The sequence below is a fragment of the Mesorhizobium sp. ANAO-SY3R2 genome, assembly GCF_042466635.1.
Classification (GTDB): Bacteria; Pseudomonadota; Alphaproteobacteria; order Rhizobiales; family Rhizobiaceae; genus Aminobacter.
In genome coordinates this window covers 414144-427793 of sequence record NZ_CP159955.1, presented here as the reverse complement: position 1 = coordinate 427793, position 13650 = coordinate 414144, and the positions used below count along the sequence as shown (strand labels likewise).

Sequence of the window (13650 nt, the reverse complement as noted above, 5' to 3'; positions counted from 1 at the left end):
TCCGGTCGCCCGGAAACTAGCGGCATTCACTTTCCTTGCCAAGCGGTTTTTTGCGCTGCTGCAAAGGCCTTTTTCAGAGCCCGAATACGAGCACCCGGTCATTGCCGCCCAAATCCTTGTGATGGGCGATCAGTTGGTAGCCGGCCTGCTCGAATATGCCGCTCACGTCGCGCCTTTGGTCATGGCCTATTTCAAGACCGACCCAGCCACCTTCTTCAAGATGGTGCGCAGCACCCGAGGCGATTTTCCTGTATGGCTCAAGACCGTCCGGGCCGCCGTCCAACGCTCGGCGAGGATCGAAGCTGCGGACCTCTTCCTGCAAATCCTCGATCACTTTGGACGGTATATAGGGAGGATTCGAGACGATTAAATGGTAGCGGCCATCAATCTCGTCAAACCAGCTCGATTTTTTTGTCGAAAAGCGCGCCGCGACGCCCAATTGCGCGGCATTGGCCGCTGCGGTCGCCAGCGCATCGTCGGAAACGTCGACGCCGACGGCAATCGCCCGCGGCTCCTGGGTGACGAGGGCGAGCGCAATCGCGCCTGTGCCGGTGCCGAGGTCGAGTATCCGGCAGGTGCCCTCGCGCGCCGCCGTCTCGCGCACGAAGGGTAGAACGGCGTCGACCAGCGTCTCGGTGTCGGGGCGGGGTTCGAGCGTTTCGGCCGACAGAGCGAGCCGCATCCCGTAGAAATCGCGGAAGCCGAGAATGCGATGGACCGGCTCGCCGGCAATACGCCGGTCGAGCGCCTGCTCGATCTCCGACAGCTGGGTGACAATCCTGTCGGGAGTGGAAATGGCGTCGGTGCGGGACGTTCCGGAAAAATGCTCGACGATCAGCCGCGCATCGAGCGCGGCGTCCGCTATGCCGGCTCCGGCAAGGCGCGCGCGCGCATGGCGCAGGAGTTCGCCTAGCGGCCTGCCTACGGCCTCAGCCATCCGAGCCCATGTCGGCAAGCAGCTTGGTCTGGTGATCGGAGATGAGCGCGTCGACGACCTCGTCGAGCTCGCCCATCATCACCCGGTCGAGCTTGTAGAGCGTCAGGTTGATGCGGTGGTCGGTGAGGCGGCCTTGCGGGAAATTGTATGTACGGATGCGCTCGGAGCGGTCGCCCGAGCCGACCTGCGACTTGCGCGACGAGGAACGTTCCTCGTCGGCCCGGCTGCGCTCCATGTCGTAGAGGCGGGCGCGCAGGATCTGCATGGCGCGGGCCCTGTTCTGGTGCTGCGATTTTTCCGCCTGCACCACCATGATGCCGGTCGGCAGGTGGGTGATGCGCACCGCCGAGTCGGTGGTGTTGACGTGCTGACCGCCGGAACCGGAAGCGCGCATGGTGTCGATGCGGATGTCCTCGGCGCGAATCTCGATGTCGACCTCCTCGGCCTCCGGCAACACGGCAACCGTGGCGGCGGAAGTGTGGATGCGGCCGCTGCCCTCGGTCGCCGGCACGCGCTGGACGCGGTGGACGCCGGATTCGAATTTGAGATGGGCAAACACGCCCTTGCCCGAGACGGTTGCGATGATTTCCTTGAAGCCGCCGGCGTCGCCGTCGCTGGCCGACGCCACCTCGAAACGCCAGCCGCGCGAAGCGGCGTAGCGCTCGTACATGCGGTAGAGGTCGCCGGCAAAGAGTGCTGCCTCGTCGCCGCCGGTGCCGGCGCGGATTTCGAGGATGGCGTTGCGTTCGTCGGCCGCGTCCTTGGGCAGAAGCAGGATCTGGATTTCCCGCTGCAACGCCTCGATGCGATCCTCGACCTCGGGTTTGTCCATCTCGGCGAGCGCGCGCATTTCGGCGTCGGTGCCCTTGTCGGACAGCATCGCCTCAAGATCGGCCAGTTCCTGTTCGGCGCCGCGCAGTTCCCTGATCTTGGCGACCAGCTCCTGCAGGTCGGAATATTCGGACGCCAGTTTCACATAGACGTCGGGGGCTGGCCCAGCCGACATCTGCGCTTCGAGCATGTCGAAGCGCTTGACGACTTGGTCCATTCGGTCATTAGGCAGGCTGATCATAGGGGTATGGAACGGTCGTCCGCAAAGGCCTGCAGCAGCGCACGCATCGGCACGCTGGCGGCAGGTCCGGAAAGGTTGTCGTCGAGGAACGACTTGAGTTCCCCAAGCGGGAGTTCGGTGAGCATCGCCTTGACCGGGCCGATGGAGGCCGGGGACATGGAGATCGAACGGTAGCCGAGACCAAGCAGGGCCATGGCCGAGATCGGCTTGCCGGCAAGCTCGCCGCACAAGGTCACGGGCGTATGGTTGCGCAGGCCCGCATCGGCAATCTGCTTGAGCACGCGCATGAACGGCACCGACAGCGGATCGAAGCGGTCGGCGAGCTGGGTGTTGCCCCGATCGGCGGCCATGACGAACTGGAACAGGTCGTTGGAACCGACGGAGACGAAGTCGACCGCCTGCATCAGCTCGTCGAGCTGCCACAGAAGGGCCGGAACCTCGATCATCGCGCCGACCTTGAGGCTGGTCGGCAGGTGATGGGCGAAGCGCGACAGGTGACGGACCTCGCGGTCGATGATCTCGCGCGCCTGGGTGATCTCGCTGAGCTCGGTGACCATCGGCAGCATGACCTTGAGCTCACGGCCGCCGGCAGCCTTGAGCAGCGCGCGGATCTGGGTGCGCAGCAGGCCGGGACGGTCAAGCGTCAGGCGGATGGCGCGCCAGCCAAGAGCAGGGTTTTCCTCCTCCTGCGCCGAGCCCTTGAAATAGGGCAGCACCTTGTCGCCGCCGATGTCGATGGTGCGGAAGGTGACCGGCCGCCCCTTGGCGGTGTCGAGCACGTCACGATAGAGCTTTTCCTGCGCCTCGGCGCGGGGGAAGGTCGAGGCCACCATGAACTGAAGTTCGGTGCGAAACAGACCGATGCCGGCGGCGCCCGCTTCGGCGAGCTGCGGCAGGTCGACGGCAAGGCCGGCATTCATCAAGAGATCGACATGGATGCCGTCCTTGGTCTGCGAAGGCTTCTTGCGCAGTTCGCGATAGAGCTCCTGCCGGCGCGCGCGGAAACGCACCTTCTCGGCATAGGCAGCCTCGAGGTCGGCCTGCGGGCGCAGGTGCATGATGCCTTCATCGCCGTCGACGATGATCGGATCGCCGTTTTCCGACATGGAAACGGCGCCCTTCATCTGCCCGGCGACGGGAATGCCCATGGCACGCGCCACGATGACGACGTGGCTTGTCGGCGCGCCTTCCTCCAGCACCAGCCCGCGCAGCCTGTCGCGCGGATAGTCGAGCAGCTCGGCCGCCCCCATCGAGCGGGCAACGATGATGGCATCCTTGGGCAACGATTCGGCGATAGCCTCGGGGCCGCGCCCCATGAGCTGGCGCAGCAGGCGGTTGGCAAGATCGTCGAAATCGCTCATCCGCTCGCGCAGATAGGGATCGGACATGTGCAGCATGCGCGCGCGCATGTCGCTCTGCACCTTTTCGACCGCCGCCTCCGCCGTCAGGCCGTTGCGGATCGCCTCTTCGAGGCGGCGCACCCAGCCACGATCATTGGCGAACATGCGGTAGGCTTCGAGCACCTCGCGATGCTCGCCCTCGAAGGCGACGTCGCGACGCGACAGCATGTCGTCGATCGACAGGCGCAGCGAACCGAGCGAATCTTCGAGCCGGCGCAGTTCCTCGTCGCTATCTTCGTTGAACAGGTTGGTGACGACGATACGCGGCTCGTGCAGCACGACATGGCCGAGGCCAACGCCTTCGTTGAAAGAACTTCCGGTGAAACTGGCGGGCCTGGTCAGGTCAAGCTCGAGGCCGGGACGGCTGAGACGGCCGATGTCGCCAGAGGCGATCATTTCGGCGATGACCATGGCAGTGGTTTCGAGCGCCTCGACCTCGTCGTCGCGGTAGTGGCGCATGGTCTTGTTCTGGACGACCAGAACGCCGAGAGTACGCCCTGCCCTGAGCACAGGCACGCCAAGGAAGGAGTGGTAGATCTCCTCTCCGGTTTCCGGCAGGTAGGCAAAGGCCGGATGTTCCTGGGCGTTGGACAGGTTGAGCGCGCGCGCGCTCGCCGCGATCGTGCCGACCAGACCCTGGCCGAGCCTGAGCTGGGCGAGATGGACGGCATTGGGGTTCAGACCGACGGTGGCATAGAGCTCGAGCACCGCGTCGGCGCGCAGCACATAGAGCGAGCAGACCTCGGCCACCATATTGGCGGCGATATCGCGCACGATCCTGTCGAGCCGCTCCTGCGGCTCGAGGGGCTCCGCCATCAACTCGCGGAGCCGTTTCAGAAGTACGCGAGGCCCTGCGGCCATGTCACGCATCATTCACCGTCTCCAATGCTTTGGAACCGGCGCGGCACATGCTGCACGCCGGCAACGCGGTGACGCTCGATTCCTTATACTACTGCTTATCGAGACCGTAGACGGAATGCAAAGTCCGAACTGCAAGTTCGGTGTACGGACCGTCGATCAGGATCGAGATCTTGATCTCGGAAGTGGTAATCGCGCGGATATTGATGCCCTTCTCGGCCAGCGCCCGGAAGGCAGTGGCGGCAACACCGGCGTGGCTGCGCATTCCGATGCCGATGACCGAGACCTTGGACATGCCCTCGTCGTGCTGGACCGCGTCATAGCCAATGTCGGGGCGGATGCGTTCGAGCACGGCAAGCGCCTTGTTCACGTCGCCCGACGGCACGGTGAAGGTCATGTCGGTGAACTTGCCGTCCTCGGAAATGTTCTGGACGATCATGTCGACATTGATGTTGGCCTCGGCCAGCGGCCCGAAGATGCCGCCCGCAACACCCGGCCGGTCGGCGACCCGACGCAACGAGATCTGGGCTTCGTCCTTGGCGTAGGCGATTCCGGTGACGACCTGCTGTTCCACGATTTCATCCTCGTCACAAATGAGAGTTCCAGGCGGATTGAGAAAATCGCCCATTCCCGGCGCATCCGGCTCTTCGAAAGAAGAGCGCACGAAGGTGCGCACCCGATGCACCATGGCCAGCTCGACCGAGCGGACCTGCAGCACCTTGGCGCCGAGGGAAGCCATTTCGAGCATTTCCTCGAACGAGATGCGCGACAGGCGGCGCGCCTTGGGCTCCATGCGCGGATCGGTCGTGTAGACGCCGTCGACATCGGTGTAGATGTCGCAGCGGTCAGCCTTGACCGCTGCGGCGATGGCCACAGCACTGGTGTCGGAACCGCCGCGGCCGAGCGTGGCGATGCGGTTGTCCGGGCCAATGCCCTGGAACCCGGCGATAACGGCGACCTGGCCTTCCTGGAAGCGCTTGATCAGGAACGAGCCGTCGATGTCGAGAATGCGCGCAGCGCCATGGGCGTTGTCGGTCTTGATCGGGATCTGCCAGCCCTGCCAGGAGCGGGCGTTGACGCCGATATTCTGCAGGGCGAGCGCCAGGAGGCCGGCGGTCACCTGCTCGCCCGAGGCAACCACGGCGTCGTATTCGCGCGCGTCGTGCATAGGCGAGGCTTCGCGGGTCCAGGCGACCAGTTCGTTGGTCTTGCCGGCCATGGCCGAAACCACCACCGCAACCTCGTGGCCGGCATCAACCTCACGTTTGACATGCCGCGCCACATTGCGAATTCGGGCGAGATCGGCGACGGACGTCCCGCCGAATTTCATCACGATGCGCGCCATTGAAGCGAGTTGCCCTTGCCTAATGCGCCGGCCTGGAAAGAGGCCGGAAAATGAATGGAAACACCGAGCTTTTAGTGCGGTGCCGAATGCGCGGCCTGCATATCCAAAACGGACAGGTTCCGCAAGGCGCTGAAATTGCTGCCTTGACAATCAACGCGCCAACCCCGACTTCCTTTTGCTCGAAGGAGACCACAACAATGCCAGATCCCCGCCCATCGACCATCGATGCCGGAGAAGTCGAGCGGTTCTCGGCGCTCTCAGCCGAATGGTGGAACCCGAACGGCAAGTTCCGCCCGCTGCACAAGTTCAACCCCGTGCGCCTCGGCTATATCCGCGACCAGGTGGCCCAGCGCTTCGGCCGCGACACCCATGCAGCTCGCCCCTTCGAGGGCCTGCGCATTCTCGACATCGGCTGCGGCGGCGGCCTGCTGTGCGAGCCGATGGCCCGGCTGGGCGCCGAAGTGGTAGGTGCCGACGCCTCCGCGACCAACATCGAGGTCGCCAAGATCCATGCGGCGGAAGCCGGCGTCGACGTCGACTATCGCGCCACAACGGCGGAAGACCTGGCCGATGCGGGCGAAAAGTTCGACATCATCCTCAACATGGAAGTGGTCGAGCACGTCGCCGACGTCGATTTGTTCGTCAAGAAGTGCGGCGAGATGGTGAAGCCGGGCGGCATCATGTTCGTCGCCACCATCAACCGCACCTTCAAGGCACTGGGCCTGGCGATCGTAGGGGCCGAATACGTGCTGCGCTGGCTGCCGCGCGGCACCCATCAATATGGCAAGCTGGTCCGCCCCGAGGAGCTCGAAAAGGCGATTGCCGGCGCGGGCCTCGTCACCATCGACCGCACCGGCGTGACCTACAATCCGCTGACGGACCGCTGGCAGAAATCCCGCGACATGGACGTCAACTACATGGTGCTGGCGGAAAAGGCGGCTTGAGGCCGCCTGAGCAGTATTTCTTCAAGATTTTCGCGCCCTTCTTCGGCATAATCCCTCCCGCCCGCCTGCCCTTTGAGCAAGGCTGGCGTGGGGAGATAGTGCGATGAACGCCGACGACGCCCGCCGTTTTGCATTGGCACTGCCCGAGACAATCGAAAAGTCGCATTTTGGCAAGGCGGACTTTCGGGTTCGCAACCGCGTCTACGCGACACTACCGGAAAGCGCCGATGCCGTGGTCAAGCTGACGCCAGACCAGCAGGAATTGCTTGCAAGCAGCGAGCCGGCGATCTTTCAACCGGTGAACGGCGGCTGGGGTCGGCAGGGCTGGACCCGGATATCCCTTGCTGCCGCGGACGAGCCTACACTGAGAAGCGCCCTTGCCATGGCGTGGCGAAACACCGCCCCGGCCACGCTTTGCAAGGCATTCGACCTATCCTCAGCCGGCAGGAGCAAGCCGGTCTGAGCGGACGGCAGGAGAACGCCCTGTCACACAGGGCGTCACCTCTGCGCCATTGTGGTGAGCGTGACGCCGACGAGGATGATCAAGCCGCCGGCCCAGGTCAGTGGACCATAGCTCTCGCCCAGAAACAGCGTGCCCGCAATCAGGCCGACGGCGGCCGCGACATAGCCGATCTGGCTGAGATAGACCGGCCCGCCGACGGCCTGCAGCCGGAAGAAGAAGGCAAACATCGCCGAGGATGCCGCGACCTGGGCGAGCACCAGCAACGGCATGTCGGGCAACAGATGCGCGGACGAGACCTGCCCAGTGGCCATGGACAGCGCAATCAGGATCAGCGCCGAGGCGAGGTGGCTGCCGGCGGCAAGCTCGATCGGCCCGGATTTCTGCGGCCAGTCGAAGGTGCGGTAGATGTTGCCCGCCGCAAGGAAAACCGGGATCAGCAGGCCGACGCCGATCCACAGCAACTCGGCCGGCCGGTCGGCCTGGCCGCGCGTCGAGGCGACAATGAGCGCGCCGACGAAGCCGATGGCGATGCCCAGGACACCCAGCCGGTTCGGCTGGCTGACGCGCAAGACGATCGACATGACCAGCGTGACAACAGGCGACAGCGTGAACATCAGCCCCGTATAGCCGGCGCCGAGATGCGGCATGGCGGTGAACATCAAAAGATTGGGTATGGCGTAGGAAATCGCCGCCGCGATGAAGAAGTAGCGCAAGCGGTGCGCGTCGAGCGCCACGCGCTTGCCCTTGCCGAGCAGCGTCAACAGCAGCACGCTGCCCGCGCCGAAGGAGATGACGAGGGACCACAGCAGCGGAGGAACGCCGGCCTCGACGGCGAGCTTGCCGAAGGGCAGCGTCAGCCCGAGCAGCGCTCCGGTGACGACGAGCAGGCCAATGGCCGAATTCCACACGATGTTCATTCAGGCCCCGATGCGCACTTCCCAGCACAGCAATCGATGCCAGACAACACGGCGCCAGAGAACCGGGGGTCGATTGGGCCAGGCGAAGAGCTTTGTTCCGAGCCGGGTTGGTTGTGGCCAAGTTACGGCATGGATTCCCGACACTCTCCGCTCGTTTCACTCGCTCACGAGGCCGGGAATGACGAGCTTCATCTACGCCTGCACCAATGATCTGTACCAATCATTGGCATTGGTGACGAGAGGAGGCCGCAGACGCAATCCGTCATTCCCGACCTCGTGAGCGACCACAGGGAGCGGAGAGTGTCGGGAATCCATGCCTCAACCGAGTCGTGCGACAAAGCCGGCGTACAAGACCGATGAAGTCGCAAAAGGGCGCTCAGTTGCGATCATCAGGAAAAACGGGCAGCGGCATGAAATCGACGCCGTCTTCGGCCAGCCCCTTGGCCTCGTCGAGGGTCGCGGCGCCATAGATGCCGCGCGCCTCGGCTTCGCCGAAATGGATCTTACGCGCTTCCTCGGCGAACTTGTCGCCGACATTCTCGGCGTTCTTGCGCACGTTCTCGGACATTTCCTTGAGCGCGGCCATGACCTTGCGCTGTTCCTCGCCCATGGCGAGCGCGATCTTGTCCTGCTTGCGCGAGGTCGAGACGGCAGGCGCCATCAGCGCCTTTTCGACCTTTTGCGAGCCGCATTCGGGGCACGAGACGAAGCAGCGCTTGCGCTGCGTCTCGTAGTCGTCATTGCTGCGGAACCAGGCCTCGAATTCGTGTGCGTGGTCGCAGTGGAGGGAAAAGCGGATCAAGATGCTGCGCCTTTCAAGGCCCCCTCGCCTGCTTGACGGAGCGAAACACCGAAGTCGCGCGCGTTCTTGAGGTTGGGGATCTTCTTGCGCGCATCGGCGGAGTGACGGGTGTCGATCTCGGCCACGATGACACCGGGCTCGTCGTGGCCGGCTTCGGCGAGGATGCGGCCCCACGGATCGATGATCAGCGAATGCCCGAAGGTCTCGCGACCGTCCTCATGCTTGCCACCCTGCGCGGCGGCGACGACGAAGGCGCCGTTCTCGATGGCGCGGGCGCGCAACAGCATGTGCCAGTGGGCAAGGCCGGTCTGGCGGGTGAAGGCGGCGGGAACGGTCAGCAATTCGGCGCCGGCAAGCGCCACGGCGCGGAACAGTTGCGGAAAGCGCAGGTCGTAGCAGATGGCGAAGCCGAACTTGCCAAGCGCGGTGTCGGCCACGATGGCCTCCTTGCCCGGCTCGTAGGCCGAGGATTCGCGCCAGCTTTCGCCATTGTCGAGGTCGACGTCGAACATGTGGATCTTGTCGTAGGTGGCGAGCGTCGACCCGTCCGGTCCGAACAGGAAGGCGCGGTTGGCGAGCTTGCCGTCGGGGCGCACGATCGCCGTCGAGCCGACATGCAGGTGGATGCCGAGTTCGGCGGCGAGCCGGCGGCCGGCGGCGACGATCGGGTCGCGCTCCTCGGACGTAAACGCAGCGGCCCGCGCATCCCTGTCGCCGACGATGGCGCCGGTCATCTCGGGCGTCTGCACATAGGCCGCGCCCTGGCCGGCGGCCTCGCGCACCAGCGCCTCGAAATCACGCGCGTTGCGCTCAGGCTCCTTGCCGGAACGCATCTGCACCGCTGCCGCCTTGAAAATTGCCATCACCTATACCCTCAACCAAGCGAACCGGATGCCAGCAGACCGTCGAGCCTGCCCTGCTCTTCGAGCTCATGGAGATCATCGCAGCCACCGACATGCACGTTGCCGACGAAAATCTGCGGGAAAGTCGCGCGGCCGCTGGCACGCGTAATCATTTCCTGCCGAAGTTCAGGCGAGAAGCTAGCGTCATGCTCGGTGAAAGCAACGCCCTTGCGCTCGAGCAGGCGTTTTGCCGCCGTGCAGTAGCCGCACATCATGCGTGTATAGATCGTGACGTCGATCATGGCAGAAACCCGTTATTCTTGGCCGACTATATAGTGGCTGCCTCGTCGGGCCGGAAGTCCCCCGGCAGCACGCGGGCGAAGGTCAGTACGTCGACCGCGCTCGCCCCGCTTTTCTTCAGCGCGCGCGTGACCGCAGCGACAGTGGCGCCGGTCGTGTAGACGTCGTCGACGACGAGTACGCGGCGGCCACGGATCTCGATCTCGGCTTCCGGCGGGACGGCGAAGGCTGCGCGCACGTTGTCCTCGCGTTCGCGCTGGCCGAGCCCGACCTGCTGGCGCGTGCGCTTGACGCGGCGGACGGCAGTCGGCGCAAAGGGCAGCTCGGCAAGTGCTGCAATGGTGCGCGCCAGTTCCGCCGACTGGTTGAACTGGCGCCAGAAGAAGCGGCGCCAGTGCAGCGGCACCGGCACGACGACCTCGGCGTCAGCGACAAGTTCGGCGCCTGCCCTCAGCATCCAGCGCGCCATCCAGGGGGCGAGATCGGTGCGGTCGCGGAACTTGAGGCCCTGGACCATCTGGCGGGCGACGCCGGAATAAGCGACGGCGGCGCGGGCACGCGCGAAGGGTGGCGGGTTGGCGATCGCCTCGGCGGACAGGAAGCCGGCACCGAAATCATGGGCAAAGGGCGTGCCCATCACCTCGCACCAAGGCTTCTCCAAGAAGCGCAACCTGGGCCAGCACGCACCGCAGAGCGCACCGGGCTGCGTGACCAGCCTGCGGCAGCCGGGACAGACCGGCGGAAACAGCATCCGCGCCGGCCAGGCAGCCGCAGCAATGGCGAGGCTCTTGATCTCCGGCATCAGATCGGCCACGACAGGTTAGGGTCGGGCGACCATATCAGAAACCCGGCAAACAAGGACATCTGCCAGTGCAAGCCATTTTCGACGCCAGCCTCGTGATCGCGCGCCGCCGCCGGGCCCTTTCGCAAGCCGTCGCGGGCGCGGATTTCCTGGTGGCCCGCGCCGCCGAAGACCTCGCGGATAGATTGGCCGTCGTGGAGCGCAAATTCGAGCGAGGTGCTGCGATTTTCGGTGTCAGCCCGGCGGCAACGGCGGTGCTGGCGGCCAGCGGCAAGGTCCAGGACGTGGTCCGCATCGAGGCTGATCGGGATTTCCTCGGCGGCGGGCCCGGCATCGTCTCCGATCCGGAAACGATCGCGCTCGAACCCGAGAGCATCGATCTCGCGTTGTCGCTGCTAGCCCTGCAGGAGGCCAACGACGTTCCCGGCCAATTGATCCAGATCAGGCGGGCGCTGCGGCCGGACGGGCTGTTCCTCGGCGTCATGGCCGGTGCGGGCACGCTGGCCGAACTGCGCGAAAGCCTGCTCGCGGCGGAAACCGAACTGACCGGCGGCGCGAGCCCGCGGGTGTTCCCCTTCACCGACGTGCGCGATGCCGGAGCGCTGCTGCAGCGGGCAGGCTTTGCCTTGCCAGTTGCCGATGCGGAAACGGTGACCGTGCGCTACGACACGATGTTCGCGCTGATGGCGGACCTGCGCGCAATGGGCGTGACCAACAGCCTGACCGATCGCTCGCGTATGCCGGCAACGCGGCGGCTGTTCCAGCGCGCGGCCGAAATCTATGCCGAGCGCTTTTCCGACCCGGACGGCCGAGTGCGGGCGAGTTTTTGCTTCGTTTGGCTGTCGGGATGGGCGCCAGCCCCCTCGCAGCAGAAGCCGCTCAAGCCGGGTTCGGCGCAGGTATCGCTCGCCAAGGTGCTCGGCGAGGACGGCAAGAAGTAGCGCTTGCCCTTTTGGAGTGCAGCGCGTCCATTCGGACGCGCAGTGCTATCCTAAGGGTTCAGACCCTTCTGGATTTCGCCATTGTTGTCACCCCAAAGGATCTGGAGCTGGTTGGCCAGTTGCGAGAAGCCGCCAATCATGGCGAGAGCAATCAGGGCAGCAATCAGGCCATACTCGATGGCCGTGGCTCCGTTTTCGTCTTTCAGAAATCGCAAGATCATCGGTCGCATCCACCTGTCTCGTTGCGTAAACCATAGCCGCTACAGATTAAGAAAGGTTAACGACACAGCCTTAACGGGCCATGAAGCGATGCCGGAACATTTTGCCACCAGGGGAAACCATCTGGCAGAATGCACGGGATAGGAGGCTTAGAGCGTCCTCAGCATTGACCGCTGCGCGTACCATTGGCCTGGATGACGCAAATGGACTGTGGCGTTTCCTGCAGCACGCTGCGGCGCAAAGTGTAGTTGTTGTTTCGGCCGATCGAGCCTGTGGTGGTGAAGTCGAGTCCGTCGAACCTCATCTGGCCGAGCTGAAGCCGGCTGTCCCGGTCGAGGAATGACGTCGCAACCAGCGCCAAGGCGACGGCCACGCCGCCGAACAGCAAGGTGACCCGCAGAATTCCCGCGCCGGCCCTGGCGGTTGGGGACTGGCGTTCGGGGCGGATCAGGTTCCACTCCTCATCAGCTTGCATCGGCAATTTCCCTCGCGAAAGACCGTATCGCGCGCCGAGGAAGGCAATCGGCGACAGCTAAACATTTCACGATTGGATAAACTTTGCCTTAACGCTGATCGGCGCAGGCGCGGCTGCCGCTTCTGGTGCGGGGCCGGCTTGTCAGAGCAGATCGATCAAGAACGGGATCAGCGGTTCGTCGGCGGGCGGCATGGGATAGTCGCGCATTTGCTTGGGCCGGACCCATTTGAGCGCCTGGCCTTCCCTCGGCTCGGGCGTACCCCAGAAACGCCGGCAGATATAGAGCGGCATCAGCAAGTGGAAATCATCATAGGTGTGGCTGGCAAACGTCAGCGGCGCAAGACAGGCGATCTTGGTCTCGATGCCGAGCTCCTCGTGCAGCTCGCGCACGATCGTCTGCTCCGGCGTTTCGCCGTGCTCGACCTTGCCGCCGGGAAACTCCCACAGCCCGGCAAGCTGCTTGCCCTCCGGGCGCTGGGCGAGAAGGACGCGGCCGTCGGCATCGACAAGGGCGCAAGCCGCGACCAGCAGCAGACGTTTGGGCTGTTCGGTCACGTCAATCCTCCGGCGGGCGGCGATAGTGGTAGCGATAGACTTCCTTGAAGCCCATCTTGCTGTACAGGCGGATGGCGTCGTGGTTGTCGGCCTCGACCTGAAGCCAGGCCTGACGCGCGCCGCGCAGACGGGCCCATTTCAGCGACGACAGGATCAACCGGCGACCGAAGCCCTTGCCACGCTCGGCCTGGCTGGTGGCGATCTCGAACAGGCCAGCAAGGTCGTTGTCGTGGACGCAGATCGCCGTCGCCACCGGCTTTTCGTCCTGCTGGAGAATGAACAGTCCGGCCTCCGGCTGGATGGCGCCGATGATCTCGGACAGTCCTGCCCTGAGCGAAGGATCGAACCCATGCACCGCCATGGAGGCGCCGACGAAGCGGCCGATGTCCTTGAGCGGGATCTGGTCCATGGCGCCATCGACGAGGCCGTCGTCGAGCGATAGCCGCATCACCAGCGATTCCGAAAAGATGCTCCAGCGCTCGCGGTCGAGATAGGCGGCGACCGCCGATCCCGACAGCGGCGACATGCGGAAGGTCAGCGGCCGGCCATAGGCCTCGAAGCGACGCGCGGCGCGGGCGATGCGGTCTTCGATGTTGCGAATGTCGGCAGGATCGAGCGGATTGACGGAATTGAGCCGCTTGGCCGGATGGCCCGCCGTCAGCCGGACCAGCCAGGTGCCGTCATAGTGGACAGCCGCCGCCGGCCAGGCGCGAAAGCCCGCCGCCTCGTAGCGGCGGACGATCGCGAGTTCATGCGACGGGCGGTTCTGGTTCACGTG

16 protein-coding genes are annotated in these 13650 nt (G+C 64.7%); 3 read left to right on the top strand and 13 right to left on the bottom strand.

Annotation, left to right across the window (positions count from 1 at the left end; translation table 11 throughout):
- Positions 1-73: 73 nt before the first annotated feature.
- The 4 genes from prmC to ABSY17_RS06875 all read right to left on the bottom strand — a co-directional run bounded on the left by prmC (position 74) and on the right by ABSY17_RS06875 (position 5612).
- Positions 74-937 carry a peptide chain release factor N(5)-glutamine methyltransferase gene (prmC, locus tag ABSY17_RS06890; protein WP_378948379.1) on the bottom strand — a complete coding sequence of 288 codons (864 nt, stop codon included), beginning with the start codon at positions 935-937 and terminating at the stop codon, positions 74-76.
- Positions 930-2009 (bottom strand): peptide chain release factor 1, encoded by a 1080-nt coding sequence (gene prfA / locus ABSY17_RS06885; RefSeq protein WP_378948377.1) that lies wholly within the window; start codon positions 2007-2009, stop codon positions 930-932. The genes prmC and prfA overlap by 8 nt, the downstream gene beginning before the upstream one ends.
- Positions 2006-4279: a phosphoenolpyruvate--protein phosphotransferase gene (ptsP, locus tag ABSY17_RS06880; RefSeq protein WP_378952495.1), complete on the bottom strand. Its 2274-nt coding sequence runs from the start codon at positions 4277-4279 to the stop codon at positions 2006-2008. Before ptsP ends, prfA begins: the two co-directional genes overlap by 4 nt.
- A gap of 79 nt (positions 4280-4358) precedes the next feature.
- Positions 4359-5612 (bottom strand): aspartate kinase, encoded by a 1254-nt coding sequence (locus tag ABSY17_RS06875; RefSeq protein ID WP_378948374.1) that lies wholly within the window; start codon positions 5610-5612, stop codon positions 4359-4361.
- A gap of 197 nt (positions 5613-5809) precedes the next feature.
- Between ABSY17_RS06875 and ubiG the strand changes: the two genes are divergently transcribed.
- Together ubiG and ABSY17_RS06865 are read left to right on the top strand one after the other, a co-directional pair.
- The gene (gene ubiG / locus ABSY17_RS06870) at positions 5810-6556 is read left to right on the top strand and encodes a bifunctional 2-polyprenyl-6-hydroxyphenol methylase/3-demethylubiquinol 3-O-methyltransferase UbiG (protein ID WP_378948371.1); all 747 of its coding nucleotides are present in this window, start codon (positions 5810-5812) and stop codon (positions 6554-6556) included.
- 103 nt (positions 6557-6659) lie between these two features.
- Positions 6660-7019, top strand: a complete 360-nt coding sequence (locus tag ABSY17_RS06865; protein WP_378948368.1) for an MmcQ/YjbR family DNA-binding protein — start codon at positions 6660-6662, stop codon at positions 7017-7019.
- Between the two features lie 35 nt (positions 7020-7054).
- On the opposite strand, the gene ABSY17_RS06860 is transcribed toward ABSY17_RS06865, so the two are convergent.
- The 5 genes from ABSY17_RS06860 to ABSY17_RS06840 form a co-directional block, all read right to left on the bottom strand.
- On the bottom strand, positions 7055-7936 hold the full coding sequence (locus ABSY17_RS06860; RefSeq protein WP_378948365.1) for a DMT family transporter: 882 nt from the start codon (positions 7934-7936) through the stop codon (positions 7055-7057).
- Positions 7937-8312: 376 nt separating this feature from the next.
- Entirely contained in the window at positions 8313-8738 is a 426-nt protein-coding gene (locus ABSY17_RS06855; protein ID WP_378948363.1) for a DUF1178 family protein, read from the bottom strand.
- Positions 8735-9601 carry a carbon-nitrogen hydrolase family protein gene (locus tag ABSY17_RS06850; protein WP_378948360.1) on the bottom strand — a complete coding sequence of 289 codons (867 nt, stop codon included), beginning with the start codon at positions 9599-9601 and terminating at the stop codon, positions 8735-8737. The genes ABSY17_RS06855 and ABSY17_RS06850 overlap by 4 nt, the downstream gene beginning before the upstream one ends.
- A gap of 11 nt (positions 9602-9612) precedes the next feature.
- The gene (gene grxC, locus ABSY17_RS06845) at positions 9613-9882 is read right to left on the bottom strand and encodes a glutaredoxin 3 (RefSeq protein ID WP_378948357.1); all 270 of its coding nucleotides are present in this window, start codon (positions 9880-9882) and stop codon (positions 9613-9615) included.
- A gap of 26 nt (positions 9883-9908) precedes the next feature.
- Positions 9909-10694 (bottom strand): ComF family protein, encoded by a 786-nt coding sequence (locus ABSY17_RS06840; protein ID WP_378948354.1) that lies wholly within the window; start codon positions 10692-10694, stop codon positions 9909-9911.
- A gap of 56 nt (positions 10695-10750) precedes the next feature.
- Between ABSY17_RS06840 and ABSY17_RS06835 the strand changes: the two genes are divergently transcribed.
- A complete protein-coding gene (locus ABSY17_RS06835; protein WP_378948351.1) occupies positions 10751-11623 on the top strand; it encodes a methyltransferase domain-containing protein in 873 nt (290 codons plus the stop codon).
- A gap of 50 nt (positions 11624-11673) precedes the next feature.
- Here the strand turns inward: ABSY17_RS06835 and ABSY17_RS06830 are convergent, their stop codons facing one another.
- The 4 genes from ABSY17_RS06830 to ABSY17_RS06815 form a co-directional block, all read right to left on the bottom strand.
- Positions 11674-11844 carry a Flp family type IVb pilin gene (locus tag ABSY17_RS06830; protein WP_378948348.1) on the bottom strand — a complete coding sequence of 57 codons (171 nt, stop codon included), beginning with the start codon at positions 11842-11844 and terminating at the stop codon, positions 11674-11676.
- Positions 11845-12002: 158 nt separating this feature from the next.
- Positions 12003-12317, bottom strand: a complete 315-nt coding sequence (locus ABSY17_RS06825) for a hypothetical protein (RefSeq protein ID WP_378948345.1) — start codon at positions 12315-12317, stop codon at positions 12003-12005.
- A 141-nt stretch (positions 12318-12458) separates the two neighbouring features.
- The gene (locus ABSY17_RS06820; protein WP_378948343.1) at positions 12459-12872 is read right to left on the bottom strand and encodes a (deoxy)nucleoside triphosphate pyrophosphohydrolase; all 414 of its coding nucleotides are present in this window, start codon (positions 12870-12872) and stop codon (positions 12459-12461) included.
- Between the two features lies 1 nt (position 12873).
- A complete protein-coding gene (locus tag ABSY17_RS06815) occupies positions 12874-13647 on the bottom strand; it encodes a GNAT family N-acetyltransferase (protein WP_378948340.1) in 774 nt (257 codons plus the stop codon).
- Positions 13648-13650: the final 3 nt, after the last annotated feature.